This is a genomic window from Siphonobacter sp. SORGH_AS_1065 (assembly GCF_030818595.1).
Classification (GTDB): Bacteria; Bacteroidota; Bacteroidia; order Cytophagales; family Spirosomataceae; genus Siphonobacter.
The window spans coordinates 341,101-358,357 of sequence record NZ_JAUTAM010000004.1 but is presented as its reverse complement, the minus strand read 5'-3'; the positions used below and the strand labels follow the sequence as shown (position 1 = coordinate 358,357).

General features: G+C 44.8%; 17 protein-coding genes. 8 read left to right on the top strand and 9 right to left on the bottom strand.

The genetic code is table 11. The features are described 5' to 3' along the window. Positions 1-18: 18 nt before the first annotated feature. The 3 genes from QE390_RS02250 to greA form a co-directional block, all read right to left on the bottom strand. Positions 19-306 carry a YciI family protein gene (locus QE390_RS02250; protein ID WP_106635286.1) on the bottom strand — a complete coding sequence of 96 codons (288 nt, stop codon included), beginning with the start codon at positions 304-306 and terminating at the stop codon, positions 19-21. A gap of 1 nt (position 307) precedes the next feature. After that, positions 308-703: an HIT family protein gene (locus QE390_RS02245; RefSeq protein WP_106635287.1), complete on the bottom strand. Its 396-nt coding sequence runs from the start codon at positions 701-703 to the stop codon at positions 308-310. 134 nt (positions 704-837) lie between these two features. Further along, positions 838-1,311, bottom strand: coding sequence for a transcription elongation factor GreA (gene greA / locus QE390_RS02240; protein ID WP_106635288.1), 474 nt, complete (start codon positions 1,309-1,311; stop codon positions 838-840). A 452-nt stretch (positions 1,312-1,763) separates the two neighbouring features. Here greA and fmt point away from each other — a divergent pair, with 452 nt between their 5' ends. The 6 genes from fmt (at position 1,764) to QE390_RS02215 (ending at position 6,568) form a co-directional block, all read left to right on the top strand. Continuing rightward, positions 1,764-2,678: a methionyl-tRNA formyltransferase gene (gene fmt, locus QE390_RS02235; RefSeq protein ID WP_307140928.1), complete on the top strand. Its 915-nt coding sequence runs from the start codon at positions 1,764-1,766 to the stop codon at positions 2,676-2,678. Positions 2,679-2,824: 146 nt separating this feature from the next. Continuing rightward, positions 2,825-4,174 carry an L-serine ammonia-lyase gene (locus tag QE390_RS02230; RefSeq protein ID WP_307140927.1) on the top strand — a complete coding sequence of 450 codons (1,350 nt, stop codon included), beginning with the start codon at positions 2,825-2,827 and terminating at the stop codon, positions 4,172-4,174. 85 nt (positions 4,175-4,259) lie between these two features. Further along, entirely contained in the window at positions 4,260-4,754 is a 495-nt protein-coding gene (locus QE390_RS02225; RefSeq protein WP_307140926.1) for a dihydrofolate reductase, read from the top strand. 73 nt (positions 4,755-4,827) lie between these two features. Then, entirely contained in the window at positions 4,828-4,935 is a 108-nt protein-coding gene (locus tag QE390_RS24735; protein WP_373424523.1) for a DUF433 domain-containing protein, read from the top strand. Positions 4,936-5,195: 260 nt separating this feature from the next. Beyond that, positions 5,196-6,047: a 3-deoxy-8-phosphooctulonate synthase gene (gene kdsA, locus QE390_RS02220; protein ID WP_106635293.1), complete on the top strand. Its 852-nt coding sequence runs from the start codon at positions 5,196-5,198 to the stop codon at positions 6,045-6,047. A gap of 104 nt (positions 6,048-6,151) precedes the next feature. Beyond that, positions 6,152-6,568, top strand: coding sequence for a hypothetical protein (locus QE390_RS02215; RefSeq protein WP_106635294.1), 417 nt, complete (start codon positions 6,152-6,154; stop codon positions 6,566-6,568). 654 nt (positions 6,569-7,222) lie between these two features. Here the strand turns inward: QE390_RS02215 and QE390_RS02210 are convergent. Next, positions 7,223-8,095, bottom strand: a complete 873-nt coding sequence (locus tag QE390_RS02210) for a sugar phosphate isomerase/epimerase (protein WP_106635295.1) — start codon at positions 8,093-8,095, stop codon at positions 7,223-7,225. A 144-nt stretch (positions 8,096-8,239) separates the two neighbouring features. Continuing rightward, on the bottom strand, positions 8,240-8,827 hold the full coding sequence (locus QE390_RS02205; protein ID WP_307140925.1) for a riboflavin synthase: 588 nt from the start codon (positions 8,825-8,827) through the stop codon (positions 8,240-8,242). Between the two features lie 190 nt (positions 8,828-9,017). On the opposite strand from QE390_RS02205, the gene QE390_RS02200 reads away from it, so the two are divergent. Then, entirely contained in the window at positions 9,018-9,623 is a 606-nt protein-coding gene (locus tag QE390_RS02200; RefSeq protein ID WP_106635297.1) for a DUF1684 domain-containing protein, read from the top strand. A 12-nt stretch (positions 9,624-9,635) separates the two neighbouring features. After that, positions 9,636-10,127, top strand: a complete 492-nt coding sequence (locus QE390_RS02195; RefSeq protein ID WP_307140924.1) for a hypothetical protein — start codon at positions 9,636-9,638, stop codon at positions 10,125-10,127. 67 nt (positions 10,128-10,194) lie between these two features. Here QE390_RS02195 and QE390_RS02190 read toward each other — a convergent pair whose 3' ends face one another. The 4 genes from QE390_RS02190 to QE390_RS02175 form a co-directional block, all read right to left on the bottom strand. Continuing rightward, positions 10,195-11,544: a Gfo/Idh/MocA family protein gene (locus tag QE390_RS02190; protein ID WP_106635299.1), complete on the bottom strand. Its 1,350-nt coding sequence runs from the start codon at positions 11,542-11,544 to the stop codon at positions 10,195-10,197. Positions 11,545-11,697: 153 nt separating this feature from the next. Then, on the bottom strand, positions 11,698-13,128 hold the full coding sequence (locus tag QE390_RS02185; protein WP_307140923.1) for a DUF1080 domain-containing protein: 1,431 nt from the start codon (positions 13,126-13,128) through the stop codon (positions 11,698-11,700). A gap of 622 nt (positions 13,129-13,750) precedes the next feature. Further along, complete coding sequence (locus tag QE390_RS02180) at positions 13,751-14,671, bottom strand: sugar phosphate isomerase/epimerase (RefSeq protein ID WP_307140922.1); 921 nt, start codon at positions 14,669-14,671, stop codon at positions 13,751-13,753. Positions 14,672-14,743: 72 nt separating this feature from the next. Continuing rightward, positions 14,744-17,254, bottom strand: coding sequence for an AsmA family protein (locus QE390_RS02175; protein WP_307140921.1), 2,511 nt, complete (start codon positions 17,252-17,254; stop codon positions 14,744-14,746). Positions 17,255-17,257: the final 3 nt, after the last annotated feature.

Genomic DNA, 17,257 nt, shown 5'->3' with positions numbered 1-17,257 from the left:
TATCCAAGTAAAAAACAATTATAGAATGGCTTCCCTAAAGGGTTTGATTTCAACGCGATCCCATACGTTTTGTGTTAAATAAGGTTCAGTTTCGAGCCATTTCATGAGTTGAAATTCTTCGGGGAAATTCATGATAACAACGGAACCGATCATTTGACCCGCTTCCGATAATAAAGCTCCTCCGAATAGAAAATTTCCGCTCGCTTTTAACTCCCGCATCCGGTCTAAATGAGCGGGACGGGCCTGTAAACGTCGTTCGGGAGCCTGCTCGTCGGTAAAGTCATAGGCTTGAATATGATACTGCATATTATTCCAGATTAGCCTTGATCCGCTCTGCAATGGCTGCCATTTCCTCCGCAGGAAGCTGAAGTTTAGGGTTAGCAAAATTCATATCCCGCATGGACTGCATAGGCACGAGGTGGACGTGCGTATGCGGAACTTCCAGTCCGATCACGGTGACGCCCAAACGCAAACAGGGGCAAGCCTTTTTGATGGCCGGAGCAATTTTCTTGGCTACCAGCATCAAGCCCGCCAGCGTGTCGTCGTCAAGGTCAAAAATATAATCAACTTCTTTTTTCGGAACGACCAGTGTATGGCCCGGAACCAGAGGAAAAACGTCCAGAAAAGCTATAAATTGATCGTCTTCGTAGACTTTATGAGCGGGGATTTCTCCCTGAATAATACGGGTGAAGATAGAAGCCATAGCTAAAATGTTTTACGTGACAGAGCATCACATGATCTCAAAAGTAAGGAGAAGAAGTTCAGAAAAATAGTAGGGACACAAAAAACGAGGCCCAACGTAATGTCGGGCCTCGTGCGTATTTCAAATCGTTAGGATTAACGAGTGATTTCTAATACTTCAAATTCAGCTTTACCATTAGGTAAAAGAATCTCAGCGAATTCGCCTACCTGTTTTCCTAACAAACCTTTACCAATGGGTGACTGAACGGAGATTTTACCCGTTTTTACGTCAGCTTCCGTTTCGGCAACTAATGTGTAGGTAGCAACCATATTGTTCCGCTTGTTTTTAATCTTCACGGTTGACATGATGGCCACTTTAGAGCTATCAATAATGGACTCGTCCAGAATTCGGGCGTTAGCCAGTAATTGTTCCAGTTTAGAAATTTTCAATTCGTGCAGACCTTGAGCTTCTTTGGCTGCATCGTATTCAGCATTCTCTGATAAATCTCCTTTATCGCGAGCTTCGGCAATTTGGTGGGCAATATGTGACCGACCTTTTGTTTTCAGTTCGTGTAATTCTGCTTTTAGCTTATTCAGCCCTTCCTCGGTATAATAGGCTATATTTCCCATATCCAGTAATCTAAATTTATAGGTTTGACTTTAGTAATGGCCTTATCATCCTCAGCCACAGATGAAATTAGAAAGCGGAAGCACAGGAAAAAAAACAGGTAGCTGTGATGGTAACAGCCTGTTTTTCAGTGTTCCTGTGCTTCGGTACTTCTAACGTAATGACAAAAAAAAAGAACGGTGACAAGACCGCTCTGGTTACTCAAAACAATTTTATGAGTGCAGAATCAATCTTCTCGCCGAAAAGTTCCTTCCCTACAGATTCCGTAGAGATTGGTTGAACAAAGTTAGCACATTCTACAGCAAAAGCAAGCAAAAATGAAAGTCTTTTCCCGGCAGAAAGGGTAACTCGATGAGTCTTAACGTCAGAAAGTATTTAAGTTTGCATTTGTGCATGGTAACAACAGGGTAGCATGCCTTTCGTTGACTTATCTTTAGAACAAGTAAAGAAACTTATGCGAATTATATTTTTAGGAACGCCTGAATTTGCGGTAGAAAGCCTACGGGTTTTAGTCGAAAATCAGTGCAATGTCGTAGCCGTAGTAACGGCTCCCGACAAACCCGCTGGACGCGGACAACAGCTTCAGCAGTCGCCCGTAAAGCAATATGCGGTTTCTGCTGGAATCCCAGTATTGCAGCCTGAAAAACTGAAAAATCCTGAATTTCTGGAAGAACTGAAAAGTTACCAGGCTGACTTACAGGTAATTGTTGCTTTTCGGATGTTGCCGGAAGTGGTCTGGAATATGCCACGGCTGGGAACGTTCAATTTACACGCTTCTTTATTACCACAGTACCGGGGAGCTGCTCCAATTAACTGGGCCATTATGAATGGTGAAACGGAAACAGGAGTAACCACGTTTTTTCTGCAACACGAGATTGATACCGGTCCACTGATTTTTCAGGAAAAAGAGCCGATTTCGTACAATGATACCGTCGGTGAAGTGTATGAACGTTTAATGAATTTGGGCGGAACGCTGGTGTTAAAGACCGTGCGGGCTATTGAATCAGGCGAGTATCCTCAAATTCCGCAGTCGGAGACAGAAGAAATCAAAATGGCTCCCAAGATTTTCCGGGAAACCTGTGAAATTCAATGGAACAAGCCATCTGAACAAGTACGTAACCACATTCGGGGATTATCGCCTTACCCCGCCGCCTGGACGACTTTACTCGGAAAAACCTGCAAAATTTACCGGGCTTCGGTTGCGGAAGTAAACGAAATTGCCGAACCGGGAACGTACCGTACCGATCACAAAACCTATGTGCAGTTTAAAACGAAGGAGGGTTGGTTAGCCATTGATGAGTTACAACTGGAAGGCAAAAAACGAATGGGTATCGAAGAGTTCCTGCGAGGTATGCAGGGGAAACTTTAGAGGCTGGTCTGAGTGTTAACGAGGTAGGATAGCACCCTTTTCTGAAAAAAGCAGGTTAATTTTATTTGTTTTTAGAAACAGGTAACTATTTAATTGAGAGTTAGTAATTTTCTTCATCAGCATCTATAAATGAGCGGCGAACAGCCATGATCACCACCTCTGTTTTTGACCTATTTAAAGTAGGACCGGGTCCCTCCAGTTCTCACACCATCGGGCCCATGAAGGCCGCTTATGATTTTTTGCAGGAGATCAAAAATCACCCGCAGCCGGGCCAGCACGTCGAGATTCACTTGTATGGCTCACTATCGGCCACGGGTAAGGGGCACGGAACGGATAAGGCCATTTTAGGCGGCCTACTGGGATGGTTACCCGACACGGTTGATCCGAAGGCTTTGCTGGATCTAATGAAATTGCCCGAGCAAACCTATGAGTTACCCGTAGGAGGCATATGGACGGGAGAAAAGGATTTTATCTACCATCGGGGTAAAACCGATTTCCCGCATCCCAATACCATGATTCTCAAGCTGACGGATGGCGAACATAACGTCTTGCTGGAACACGAATACTACTCGGTAGGTGGAGGCTTTATTCAGCGAAAAGGCCAGCCAATGGAAGGTACCCGCAGTACGCAGCCTCGTTTTCCGTACGAACACATGGACGAGCTGAAGAGTCAGTTAAAAACCTCGGGACTTACGCTGGCAGCTCTGATGATTCAGAATGAAAAGTCTTTAACGGGTTTGAGTGAAAAGGAGATTAACCGCAAGCTTGACTTTATTCTGGAAGCGATGGAAAAGGCCGTGAAACGCGGCCTGCGGGCGAAGGGAAACCTACCCGGCAAAATTCAGTTGAAAAGAAAAGCACCAGCGGTCTACGAGCAAGCCAAAAAACACTCCTTAACGTCCGACAGTTTTCTGATGTTTCTGAATGCTTATTGTCTGGCGGCTTCAGAAGAAAATGCAGCCGGTAGTATCGTCGTGACGGCTCCTACCTCGGGAGCTTCGGGCGTTTTTCCGGGACTTACCTATCTAATGAAACATCACTTTCATTACTCTCCTCAGAAAATGCGGGAAGGGATGCTGGCGGCGGCGGCGGTTGGTTTTCTTGTGAAACATAATGCCAGTATTTCAGGAGCTGAAATGGGCTGTATGGGTGAAATCGGTTCGGCTTCGGCGATGGGTGCGGCTATGCTGGTATACGCTGCTGGCGGAAGCATTAATCAGGTGGAAGCTGCCGCTGAAATTGGTATTGAACATCACTTGGGCATGACCTGCGATCCCATTGGGGGTTACGTGCAAATTCCCTGTATTGAGCGAAATGCGATGGGAGCAGTAAAGGCCTATAATGCTTACTTACTGGCCTTGTCCAGCGACGCTTCGTATCAAAAAATATCCTTAGACAGCGTCCTGAAAGTAATGCGGGCCACGGGCCGGGACATGTCTCAGAAATACAAAGAAACCTCCGAAGCCGGACTAGCTCTGAGCATGACGGAATGTTAATGGAGTTTTGAGTTTAGGGTTCATACGTTTAGAGTTGCAAAGCTTAGTTAACCCCAAACTCAAAACTCAAAACTCAAAACAACATATGGTACATCTAGTAGTGGCTGTAGCGGAAAATGGGGCTATTGGTAAGGATAATCAGTTGATTTGGCATCTGCCGGATGATCTGAAGCAGTTTAAAAAAATTACCTCGGGTCATACCATTGTGATGGGACGGAAAACCTATGAGTCCATTGGAAAACCATTACCGAATCGCACCAATGTAATCATTACCCGAAATCCAGCCTATCAGGCGGAAGGCTGTCTGGTCGTTACTTCTTTGCAGGAAGCGATGGAAAAGGATACTGATATCTATGTAATTGGCGGGGCTGAAATCTACGCTCAGGCCTTACCTGCTACTGACGTTATTCACTTGACGGAAGTGCATATTGCTGTAGATGGCGATGCCTTTTTTCCGAAATTAGACGCTGGCGAGTGGGTAGAGGTAAGCCGGGAAAGTCACTCAGCCGATGAAAAACATGCTTATCCCTTCGATTTTGTAGAATTGAGAAGGAGCGAAGTAGAAAAAATACAGGCGTAATGGTTCGTCCTTAAGTTGATTATGTAGTGGAGATTGCAGAACAAAGTTTAATCCTGAAGGCTTTTCCTTAACTTTGCGAAGAATCAATGCAGAAGTATTAGCAGGAAAGCTATTAATTAAAGGAACTCGTCTTTCTGTGCAGTTGGTAGTGGGTTTGTTAGCTGGTGGGTCAGATATTTGAAGAAATAAAATAAGAGTATCCCTACGTTACTAAGGAAGACATTTGAGTTTGCAAAAATGCTATAAAATCTACTGATTTCGTTTTTAAGTCGGAAGCTTTCTAAAGACTTTCGAATAACCCATAACGCAAAAGCATTTTATGGTTTTAACCGAAAAGTGGCTCGCGTTATTCATATCCGTTCAAAAGAAAAAACTGATGCTTAGTATCAACCATTTTCTTTTGGATTTCATTAATGAAGATTCCGTTTTAGCAAGAAAATCATGTCACAAAAAATTGTTCGCGTCGGGGATATTGAATGTGGATCAGACGAGTTGTTTCTGATCTCGGGTCCCTGCGTTATTGAAGACGAAAAAATCATGATGACCGTCGCCGAGAAACTCAAAGAGATCTCGGAACGCCTGAACATCAAAATCATTTATAAATCGTCTTTCCAGAAGGATAACCGTTCCAGCCTGGATTATTACTCGGGTCCCGGTCTGGACGCAGGTATCAAAATTCTGGCGAAAGTGAAGGAGCAGTTCGGCTTCCCACTCTTGACGGATATTCATTACCCCGATCAGGCGGCTCCCGTGGCTGACGTGGTAGACGTACTCCAGATTCCAGCGTATCTGTGTATGCAGACCACGCTAACGGTTGCAGCGGCTCAGACAGGTCGGGTAGTGAACGTAAAACACGGTCAGTTCCTGGCACCTGAAAACATGAAGCACCCGGTGAAGAAAATTGAAGATGCGGGTAATGATCAGATCATTCTGACGGAACGCGGCTATTCATTTGGTTACAATGACCTCATCGTCGATCCTCGTAGCTTCTATCACATGGCCCGTACGGGTTATCCCGTAGTGTTCGACGTAACGCACGCCATTCGTAAATATGGTATCCCTTCTAAAGATTCTAAAGGGGGTGCACGGGAATATCTACCCGTATTAGCCCGGGCTGGTGTCGCTGCGGGTGTGGATGGTTTATTCGTAGAGGCTCATACCTGTCCCAGCGAGGCTCTTTGCGACGCAGCTAGCCAACTGGACATCACGCTGCTCGAAGAATTCCTGAAGCCATTGATCGAGCTGCACGCCGTTGAAGTGAAATATCGCCATTCCTTACCCGAACTGGCATAACAATTTTGAACGTTTTCTGACTCCCCGAGTCAGTCATTTAAACCTCGGAGCGATCTCCGAGGTTTTTTTGTGCGGAGCCCATTCTTAAGAAAAACGGTACGTCTATGGCACATCCATCCAGCATACGGCCCGTTCTGGAGAAAATTTCCCGGAACCTTACGCCGAATTTTTATATCACGAATGATGATGAAGAAATTATTGATGCCTTAGTCGATAATGGAAAGATGATGCAGGATTTCTCTGTAAGTCAGGTTACTTCTTTTCTGGCTGATCAGGACTTTTGTCTGGCTTTTTATTTCGCCGACGAAGTAGATCGGGGTTTCAGTATGTACATCATCCGTGATTTTTCGGTGAACATTCGGGAAATGATTCAATTGGAATACGTTCTCGATCAAATCATGGATCACGGTTACAACTATCATCTTTTTCACGCCGCCCGTAGCAAAGTCGATGAAATGCTATACATGGCCCCCACTTTCCGGGCCATGTGGGAGAAAAAAGATAAAACAGAGGAGGAGTGATCTTGAGAGTCTATCTTAAAAGTAGGAAGATCGTGAAATAGGACTCTCGCGGCGTTTGAGACAGTTTAGGAGTTAATTGCAGGGTTAGTCCGCGTTACAAACGCAGATTCTCGAAAAAAGCGTTTGATAACGCCAAGCGTCGCAAAAGCTTTTCTCAGGCATCCGCAACATGGTCGCGGACAAACGATATTGCGTTTACTTACTTATACCCTGACCTGTCATCCAGAGCGAAGCGAAGGACCTTACTTAGCCTCGGGAAGGTTTGTAATTGGCTTGCATGTTGCGTTCCCGGATGAAATCCGGGGACACTTTTTTATGACCTTTTTCTAACGTATTGGGTCATGAGGCATTATTAATAACCCAAGACCCGCCCATTCCACAGAGGGTCTCTCCCTACGTTCGAGATGACAGTTGAGCAAACGATTGGTTATTAAGGTTTACATCAGCTTTCCCCGGATTATCATCCAGAGCTATTAAAAACTGGCCTATAGGTAATCTTTCTTATCAAACCACAGCGGGGTTAAATTTGAATGGAGCCAAGGAACTTACTTGCCTTGCGATTGTAAATTTTAGACGATCGATAAGTCTGTAAAAAAAAACAGTCGGATGCTTTGTGACACCCGACTGTTTTTTAGTAATAAAAGCTTCTTAGGATCACCCCCATTTAGCCTTCTGAATATTATCGATACTGGTTTTGATACATTCCAGCGGTGGACGTTTGCAAACGTCCTGCTCTACAAAGTACTGTTTCAGACCCGCTTTCTTGGCATCCTTGAAGATTGCACCGAAGTCAATGCTTCCCGTACCCACTTCTGCGAATTCCTGCTGAGGCGTTTTTGCCATGTCTTTCACGTGCCATAAAGGGAAACGACCAGGATATTTGGCGAAGTATTCGGATGGTTTTTCTCCGGCCTTCGCTACCCAATATAAATCCATTTCCATTTGTACAGGCGTGTTTTTCAGCAGTAAATCGTAGGGTTTTTCACCATCTATTTTTTGCGTAAACTCAAAATCATGGTTATGGTAACCCATAATCAGGCCTGCTTTCTTGGCCGTCTCGGTGCTTTTATTGAGAATACCAAAGAGGTTTTTATAATCTTCTGCCGAACGTTCATCGTCTACCAAGTAAGCTAAAACCACGTATTTCTGACCAATCGCAGCGGCATCGTCTACTGCCTTATCCCAGTTTTTAGTCAGACCATCGCCCGCTCCAAACTTTTGGGAACGTGCCGTCATGTAGTGACCACTGAAAGCCGTCAGGCCATTATCTTTCAGGATTTTAGTATACTCAGCGGGCGTTTTGCCGAAGAATTTACCCTGATTATAGCCGAAATTTTCAACCTTCTTGTAACCCAGTTTGGCGACTTGTTCCAACACTTTTTCGATACCCTGTTTCTGAATATCGTCACGTACAGTATATAGTTGTAAGCCAACTGATTTGGCTTGCGTGGCGGCTAAAGCATCAAGACCAGCCAGTGAAAGAGCTCCAAGTCCCAGTGAGGTATGGAGAAAATTTCTGCGATTCATAAAAAGCTAGCGTATTAAGTCTAAAATGGACTTTCGTATCAATCCTCTGATGTCAACGAACGGGCTAATGTATGAATCGCAGGTTTAAAAATGGAAATATGACAATAATAAATTTAATTATTAATGCAACACTCTGATGCTCAATCAGGCTTGCCCCAGCAGGCGTTTTACGTATTTCCCAACAATATCAAATTCAAGGTTAACCGAGTCGCCCACTTTTAATTGGGAAAAGGTAGTATGCGTATAGGTATAAGGGATAATGGCAACCCGGAAAGAAGAGGCTTCCGAATTAAAAACCGTCAGACTAACGCCGTTAATACAGATCGAACCCTTTTCTACGGTAATGTTTCCAACCGAGGCATCGTACTCAAAATCAAATAACCAGCTTCCATTCTCGTCCTGAATTTGCGTACAAATGGCGGTTTGATCAACATGGCCCTGCACGATATGCCCATCAAAACGACCATTTGCCTGCATGCAACGTTCAAGATTAACCAGTGACCCGACTTGCAAATGCCCCAGGTTACTTTTCTTCAAGGTCTCATCAATGGCCGTTACCTGATGCACGCCATCACCCAAGGCTATTACGGTTAGACAAACGCCATTGTGCGAAACGCTCTGGTCAATTTTTAACTCATGGGAAATCGGAGACTCGATACTGAAGGTGACATTAGTACCTTCCGTGTGTAATTCTGTAATCACTCCCGTGGCTTCGATAATTCCGGTAAACATATTTTATTGGCTTTTGCCGTTAAGTTGTAGATTTTTGCAGGATAACACCATTGCATCGCAATTTGCACCCGGAAATAGTTAATTGTCGATAGTTTTTTGGTTTTAGTTGTTTGTTGTCTGATAATTAACGAGTCATGATCAGAATTCGAGCAGTAACTCAAAATCCTAAACCCCAAACTCAAAACCAATAATGAATAGTCGAAAATTACTTTTAGTAGCCATTGCTGTACTGATTGTCGGTATTGTAGTGTATTCCCTAAGTACGGGTAAAACGACTTCCTATGCTGATGATCTGCGGGCGGAGCGGGCAGAAAAAGATGAGAATTACCGTACTTCAGCCGAATCTCCGATTAAGGACAAAGCCAACTTCAAAGGCCTGAATTACTTCCCGGCGGATTCGAGTTATGAAGTATTCGCAAAAATTGAAGAGCTGGATGAAACGAAGACCTTTGCCGTACAAATGACGGGCGGCCAGACCGAAAACTATACGCTTTTTGGTAAGGCAACCTTTGAGTTACAGGGTAAAACCTGCACGTTGCTGGTCTTTGAAAGCAACGAAGCCCGAACGCTGTTCATTCCCTTCAAAGATGTAACGGCGGGAAAAGAAACCTACGGCGGTGGCCGTTATCTGGATATCCCTGAGGGAGATATTACCGGAAATCGGGTTACGATTGATTTTAACAAAGCCTATAATCCTTTCTGTGCGTATTCGCCGGAATACACGTGTCCGGTGCCTCCAAAGGAAAACAACCTGCCCATTGCCATTCGGGCAGGGGAGCAGAATTTCCATGAATAAACGTAACCTGCTATGAAAACAACCTATCAGATTAAATCAAGTAACGCTGGATTTGAAATTTATAATGAACACGAAAAGTTACTAACGACGTTTCGTTACGATGGCTGGTTTTCGAGTAATGGGAAAGCCGAATTGCCGGATAAACAACTGTTTCTGAAACCTAAAAATATCTGGGCTTCGAAGTTTGATATTTTTATAAATGAGATTGATAAGGGAGATATCGTCTTTAACTGGAAAGGACAGATTATTATTAGAATTGATTATGATGGAAAAGAAAAGATATTCCTGCTAAAAGGGCGGGGTTTGATGAACCATCATTTTATTCTTGAAAATGAAATGGGAATCGTTACGCTGGCTTTCATGCCCAGGTTCAGCTGGACCTCATTCAGGTATGAATATCAGGTGGAGGTAGAGCCCAATCAGGAATCGCCTTTGGAGTTACTGATTTCCTGTCAGTTTGCCATTAACCTGTACATGACCATGACTACAGCCGCTGCCGTTTAGAGAAGGGGACCATAAAAAAGCTCTGCAACCATCGTTGCAGAGCCTTTTTCTATTATTAACCAATCTTTTAATATTTAAAGACTTTGTTACCCGCCATAACTTCCTGCGTTTTTTCGTCGAACGTAACCCGAAGGCCCGTGCGGTACGCTGCGTTGGACATGATCGTGGCAATGGAGTGCTGGTAACCCGCTTCAATCGGAGCGTTTGGCGTTTTACGACTCCGTACGCATTCCATCCAGTTTTTAATGTGGTTGAACGTCAGTACGTCGCCGCCGGTGTTCGCCCCCGTTTCTACTTTAGGTCCTTCCAGTTTGGCAGAAGCCAGCAGATTGGCTTGCATTTTCATGTCTGCTGCATCCCGAGCCGTTAACCCACCCGTAGGTGAAATCATGTTGGTGTCGAGGTTCAGCTCTCCACCGTTGGAGTAATAAATCTCTTTTGTGCCTCCTGCCGAGTTACTGAAACGGCTGGCAAACGATACCTGGAAACCTGTCGTAGGGTCGTTTAGCGGGCCGTAATCGAATACTACCGTCAGGGTATCAGCGTTTTTACGACCGTCTTTCCACTGGTAAATGCCTCCATTCGCTACGGCTGAACGGGGGTGAGGCAGGCCGGTAAACCAGTGCACCGTGTCAATCTGGTGACTCATCCACTGACCGGGAATTCCCGAAGAATAAGGCCAGAATAGACGGTACTCCAGGTATTTACGAGGATCAAAAGCTTCTTTTGGACGGTTGAGTAAGTAACGGTTCCAATCCAGATCTTCCTGCTTACACTGAGCTACCAGCTCAGGGCGACGCCAGCGACCGGGCTGGTTTACGTTCCACATTAATTCAACCATGGTAATAGGACCGAATTTACCGGATTTGATGAATTCTTCCGCCGCGTGATAATTCGCACCACTGCGACGTTGCGAACCAATCTGAACGATTTTACCCGAGGCTTTTACGGCTTTCAATACCGCACGGGCATCTTCCATGGTTTCGGCCAGTGGTTTTTCGGTATAGGTATCGCAGCCCGCTTTTACCGCATCAATCGTGTGGATGGCGTGCTGGAAATCGGCTGTGCTGATAAACACGGCATCAACCGCTTTGGCATCGTAGAGTTCGTCGTTATTGCGATAATCTTTAATGGTTCCGCCTAATTGTTTTTCCAGGAAAGCTTTACCTTCTTCCCGGCGACGCTTCCAGATGTCGGAAACCCCCACCATCTCGAAGTTCATTTCCTTCGCCAAAGCTTTAAACGGAGGGACGTGTGAAGCCCGGAAACGATCGGAGAATCCTACACAACCCACACGAACGCGGTCGTTAGCTCCGAGGATTTTACGATAACTGGCTGCAGACATCGCATTCACGCTCAAAGCCGTGCCCGCAGCAGCCAATGATACTTTCTTAAGAAACTCTCGACGATTTTCCATAGTCTAAACCGAAGGTTAATCGGCTTTTTTATTAGGTTATTAATTGAGTTTGTGAGTTTGGAGTTTAGCGTTTGGGGTTTAGAGTGATTGCTGTTGTAAGCGAATACGTTACGTCAACCTTTAACTCAAAACCCTAAACGCCCAACCCCAAACTTATTTTAATTCCCGAATCTTGATACTTCTGAAATTGACGATGTCGTGGTGATCCTGAAGGAGGATGGGGCCTTTTTCTGCTGCTCCAAAACCTTTGAATGGAGCGTATTTCGAACGTTCGATCAGAGCTTTAAAAAGTGGGGAGTTTCGCTCGTATTCCAGCACTTTAAACCCATTTAGCCAATGCTCCACGTGATTGTTGGGATATACAATCACCCGGCCTTCATTCCATTCCCCAATTTTCTTGACGGCGGCTTTGTTAGGGCCTGTCTTATCCGCTGGAATAAGGTCATATAACGAACCAATCTTGCGGTTACCACCCGCTCCGAGTTTAGCATCAGGGTGTTTTTCGTCATCTAATACCTGAAATTCCGGCCCAACCGTTGCTACACTTTTTAGGGCATCCGCAGGGATGGTAGTCGGCGATTGATTAGGCTGGTATTCGTAGGTATCAGTTACCCATTCATTCACAAAGTATTTGACTCCGGCATTGGCTGCTTCCGTTAACTTGAACTGGAAGGTCAGCTCAAACGCTCCGAATTTTTCAGTAGTCAGGATGTCTCCACCACCGCCGGAAGCTACATCCAGCGTTAACTCCCCATCCTTCATAATCCATCCTTTGGTAGGAAAATTAGGTTTACCTGCCCCACGCCAGCCATTGGATGTTTTCCCATCCCACAAAAGTTTGAAACCTAACGCTTTTTCCTGTTCAGAAATGGTGTTGGGAATCAGGTTAATAACAGGGGTGTTGTCAACAGGAGAGGGCTGTAGATGATCCGTCTGGATACGAATGTTTTTCCAGCGAATGGTCTTTCCTTCATGCGAAGCATCTTTACCAATGCTATGCACCTGTAAAGCAATGTATCCTTTAGGAGTTACATCATCCACCAGATTTGAAACGGGAACGCCATTGACGAAGGTGCGGATGGAGTTACCTATGGCTTCAATGCGGTATTTATTCCATTCGCCTCTTTTAAAAGCCGCTTTACCAGCCGGATTATTATTAGGATTACACAGCCAGCCTCGACGAGCTTCGTCATAAATGCCGCCGCTCCAGCTACGTTCGGCGGGGTCAATTTCCATCTGATAGCCATTGACGCGGCCATCGCCTTCGCGTTGCAGACTGCGGAACTGAATACCGGAATTGAGATCGTTATCAATTTTTACGTCACATTCAAAAATGAAATCGCCATACTGCTGTTCGGTAAGAAGAAAGGTATTGGGCGTATTCATCTGAGAAATACCGATGATTTCTCCGTTTTTAATTTCATAGTTAGCCTTACCCGAAGCCGATCCGTCAGCTATCTTCCAGCCTTTCAGGGTTTTACCATCAAATAAATTTTTCCAGGTGCCCTTGGGAGGATTGGTGGCATACGTTAGGGTATGACTGGAAAGTGCCAGCGTTACTAAAAGTACTGATAATCTTTTCATGTTTAATGGTTTAATGGTCCACACGGGGAAGGTGATCCAACCGCTCAGAATCATTCAGGCACACTTCATTTAAATGACCCCGTTTTTTGGATTTACCCTGAAAAATAGAGTTCATTTATAGAGAAAGCTCACCGTTTCGAAGAAAGTAGGCCGGGATTATCCCTATTGAACTCCTCTGGGGTTAGCTGGAGTAGTCATGCTCCGCTCTTTTGGATTGCAAATTCAGAATAGTTAAGAACGGTCGATTAGTTAGAGACGCGATTTTACCGCGTCTGGGTAAGAGGCGGTTTTTATGACTAGTTAGTTTTTCTCATCTCCCCGCCAGACGCGATGGGTCTTTTGTTCTTTAATGAATTTAGTAGGTTAGAACGGGTTATTAGGTTTACTAGTGACTCATGCTGCCAGCGAAAAAGCTGGCAGCGGCCTATAAGCCAGCATGTCGGTAGGTATACGATCCCTATTGACCTTTGTCTTCAATGGGTCGCAATCCAGAACAGTTTACTTATTTTACTAGTAACTCATGCTGCCAGTGAAAAGGCTGGCAGCGGTCTATAAGCTAGTACGTCGGTAGATAGTAAAGGCGTTAAGTAGTGTAACTGAGAACCAACAACGGAAAACTAGCTTAGCTGATGGCAATCTTTTGCTCCTGCAAAAATTTTTTGCTGGTTTCGGCACAGGAAAGAGCGGTTTTCCCCTGGTCGGGAACGCCGTCCAGTTCGATGATTCCCCAGCCTTTGAAATGAATCTCGTTCAAGGCTTTGAAAACCGCTGGAAGGTTAACGTTTCCCTGACCCAGTTCAACGAATTTATAGGCTTTCGAATCGGAATTACCGGGTAAAGGACAGCGAACGTCCTTCAAATGCAGAGCATGAATCCGGTCTTTGTATTGATGAATCGCTTTGGCCGGATCGCCACCGCCCTGGTGATAATGGGCTACATCAAGTAATAATTTTACATACTTCGGATTCATCTCCTGAACGATGATATCCACTTCCTCCGGTGTTTCGCCCAACTGGTGCATGTGGTTATGATACGTGGCCTGAATGCCCATGGCAGCCGTTTGTTTACCAATTTCGTTCATAACCTGTGCCAGTCGCTTCAATTCTTCTGTCGTTGGTTTCCGGTCTTTCGGTCGAGCATTATTGGTTAACTGGATGCTGCTTCCACCCAATGCCTTTACAAAGCTGGCGTGAGCCGTATGCATGTTGATGGTGCTTTCTTCTTTATCCGGGTCAATTTCTACGTTGCCGCTGGAAAACATGACCAGTTTCAGCTGATGAGCGTCGAGCTCAGCTTTAAGTTCACTGGGTTTGTTGCGATAGGGGCCAAAGGCATTGGCTCGAAGCTGAATGCCCTGAAAACCGAGGGAGGAGATATCCTTGATAGCATCGGTATCCTTACCTCCCCAGGTAATGGCCGAATAACCAATCTGTAATCCTGATTTTTTGAAAGCAAAAAGGTCAAGAGAGGAGCCTAAAACAGTGGCCGACGTAAATAACCCGGCCTGTTGTAGGAACGACCGGCGGGAAAGCGAAGATTTCATAGATGTCAGAGGTTTTTCTCAAGACGGAAATTTAGTCTGAAACCCCTGACTTTCTGAAGATTTACTTTAAAACTAAGGGATTTGACTCGATTTTTCGGAAAGCTCCTGAAGTTGACGTTTAGCTTTGCGATGACGAACCCGCTGACCAATATCCAGCCTGATTTTTGTTTCTGAACCTTCGTCTTTAGCCCTTAAGTTGAGCGTCCAGCCGGGCGTATGTTCTTCATCGTAACGCACCAATTCATAATCTTTATCCCGTTTGCGAAGGTTACGCAGAGGAATCTGAACGAATAAATCCGTCTGATTCCCAAAGCTGTAAGTTCCTCCAACAAATAAGGTCAGGGCCGTTGACTCAATGGCCATTTTATCCATTTCAATTTCACGTCCTTTAAAACGGAACTGACTCGTTAATGGAGCAAATTTGATATGGTCAAAATCCCGATTTTTAAAGATGAATTTCTGAATGCCTTTAATAGGTTTGAAACCAATTAATTCCCCATTCCGAAGGTTGAAATTAAGGTAACCTGAAAACGTACCCGGAATTGGGGTATAATCCCGGCGTAATTTCATTTCAATTTTCCCTTCCGAATTCCATAAGCCTCGAATGTTTCGATGCGTAATGGTTTGTTGCTGAAAGTCGTCAAAAGCCCAGAATAGCTCCTGAATATTGGTATTTCGCAGAGCACAGGCCACACTCAGTCGAGCAGGGTTGCTCTGCACATAATCAATTTGACCATTGAAATTGAAGTTTCCTCTAAAGGCATTCATCGCCAATGACTTGATTTGCATTTTTTTATTCGTCAGGTTAAGCTTTCCACTGACCTGACTGGCTTTGAAATGGCGATACTGGAATTGGTCAAATCGTACATCAATATCGGTTTCTAACTGGTCAATGATCCGATCTACTTTAGCGATTAACTGCTTGCGGGCTTGTTTCCGGGCCAGAGCAGAGCCTTTGGGCTTCAAAGGCATAATTTTAATCGCATTGAAGTTCAAATTAGGCGAATAAATAGAAGCGTTAGCGTACAACCGAACATTGGAGGAAGTAAGAAAAGGGATTAACCTTTTAATTTGCCCCTTCACCGTTAACGGACTTTTGTTGAGACGCGTGTTGATGTGATGAATCAATAAATCTTTTTCATTGAAGCTGGCTTTCATGTTTAACTGATCGAAAATCAACTGACGATTCAGGTAACGAAAACTGCCGTTTTCAACTTTTACAAAACCAGTTAATAAGCCTGATAGATCACCCGTTTTAGGGTCAATAACGTTTACAACACCCCCTCTATACTGAGCATCGAGGTAAATTTTACCGTTTTCAAGTACAAAGTTACTTGCGTTGATATTATCGTTTAATCTTGAAAAATCGGTATCAATATGGGCGGTGATGTAGGCTCTGGATTTAATGAAATTATGAATAATCATCTTGCCACTGACGGGCAGACCATCGTCCCAGTTGGCGGTGTATTCATCAAAAAATACTCGGGAATTTTCATTACCCGTGGGGAGTGAACCGCTGGCATGATTGGTAAAATGCCCCTTTACCCGCAGATTCGTTAATAAACCCAGCTTGGATTCAAAACGGCCCGGTCCTGTGGCAAAGCGAACGTCAATTTGGGGTTCGATGCCTGCTCCGGTGGAGCCGTTCACTCGAACAATGGCACTTTCAATTTCCGGGTAATATTCAAATTTCCCGATGGACGCTGCCAACTGACGGGGCATTAAGTCGAGAGCTTTGGTAAGTGGAAGCCGATTCAGGTGAAGATAGATATTCATATTCGGCGGACGTTTCACAAAAAACTGAAAACGGCCATGAGCCCGCAGGGTATCTTTTTTCTCGAAAACCAGGCGGGAAGGCTCAAGGGTTAAGACTCGAGTAGCCGTATCAATGCGAAGGTTCAGCTTGAGTTCCGTTTCCTGATTGGTACCAAAGCTACCCTTATTGGGATTAAAGGCCAGCCCATCCAGATGCATAGGTCCCCGAACGCCGATTTTGAACTGATTTTTTTTATGGGAAATCTGGCAGACGATGTCTTTGAATAAACCACCGTACCATTTATGATGAAGCGAATCAGCGAAGTGCACCTGAATATTTTCGAGGCGAACCTGCTTAATATCTACCAGAAAACCTTTTTTTCGGGCCTGAGCCGTTTTTTTAGCGGGATCTTTCGGCTCAAATATGCTCCAGTTGGCGTAACCATCCTTGAGTTTAAGAGCATTAACCGTTCCATCTACCAAACGAATGTGGCGAATCTGAACCTGCCGCCGGAAAAGATCAATTAGGTCAAGTCGAACGCGTACCTGCCGGACGGTCAGAAAATCAACATGATGCAGATCGTGTTTTAAATCTTCCAGCCTGACATTTTCCAGCGTTATGGTTAAGCCCGGAACGCCGCCTTCCCAGAAAACGATGTTGAAGTTATCCGCATAAAAGTTACCCTTGATCTGATGACTGACTTCGTGCTTGATACGGTCAAAAATCCGATCCCTGTAACTATAAATAGCCGCCATTAGTATAAGCCCTAGAACGAAGAAAAGGGCGAATACTCGTAAAAAAATACGTTTAAGGCGTTTGAAATTCATAGA

Excerpts from the sequence above, each read along its gene's own strand:
- QE390_RS02190 (WP_106635299.1), bottom strand. The coding sequence starts at position 11,544 with ATGGAAAATCGTCGAGAGTTTCTTAAGAAAGTATCATTGGCTGCTGCG.
- QE390_RS02230 (WP_307140927.1), top strand. The coding sequence starts at position 2,825 with ATGATCACCACCTCTGTTTTTGACCTATTTAAAGTAGGACCGGGTCCC.
- QE390_RS02185 (WP_307140923.1), bottom strand. The coding sequence starts at position 13,128 with ATGAAAAGATTATCAGTACTTTTAGTAACGCTGGCACTTTCCAGTCAT.
- fmt (WP_307140928.1), top strand. The coding sequence starts at position 1,764 with ATGCGAATTATATTTTTAGGAACGCCTGAATTTGCGGTAGAAAGCCTA.
- QE390_RS02225 (WP_307140926.1), top strand. The coding sequence starts at position 4,260 with ATGGTACATCTAGTAGTGGCTGTAGCGGAAAATGGGGCTATTGGTAAG.
- QE390_RS02250 (WP_106635286.1), bottom strand. The coding sequence starts at position 306 with ATGCAGTATCATATTCAAGCCTATGACTTTACCGACGAGCAGGCTCCC.
- QE390_RS02215 (WP_106635294.1), top strand. The coding sequence starts at position 6,152 with ATGGCACATCCATCCAGCATACGGCCCGTTCTGGAGAAAATTTCCCGG.
- QE390_RS02245 (WP_106635287.1), bottom strand. The coding sequence starts at position 703 with ATGGCTTCTATCTTCACCCGTATTATTCAGGGAGAAATCCCCGCTCAT.
- QE390_RS02195 (WP_307140924.1), top strand. The coding sequence starts at position 9,636 with ATGAAAACAACCTATCAGATTAAATCAAGTAACGCTGGATTTGAAATT.
- greA (WP_106635288.1), bottom strand. The coding sequence starts at position 1,311 with ATGGGAAATATAGCCTATTATACCGAGGAAGGGCTGAATAAGCTAAAA.
- QE390_RS02175 (WP_307140921.1), bottom strand. The coding sequence starts at position 17,254 with ATGAATTTCAAACGCCTTAAACGTATTTTTTTACGAGTATTCGCCCTT.
- QE390_RS02200 (WP_106635297.1), top strand. The coding sequence starts at position 9,018 with ATGAATAGTCGAAAATTACTTTTAGTAGCCATTGCTGTACTGATTGTC.
- QE390_RS02205 (WP_307140925.1), bottom strand. The coding sequence starts at position 8,827 with ATGTTTACCGGAATTATCGAAGCCACGGGAGTGATTACAGAATTACAC.
- QE390_RS02210 (WP_106635295.1), bottom strand. The coding sequence starts at position 8,095 with ATGAATCGCAGAAATTTTCTCCATACCTCACTGGGACTTGGAGCTCTT.
- QE390_RS02180 (WP_307140922.1), bottom strand. The coding sequence starts at position 14,671 with ATGAAATCTTCGCTTTCCCGCCGGTCGTTCCTACAACAGGCCGGGTTA.
- kdsA (WP_106635293.1), top strand. The coding sequence starts at position 5,196 with ATGTCACAAAAAATTGTTCGCGTCGGGGATATTGAATGTGGATCAGAC.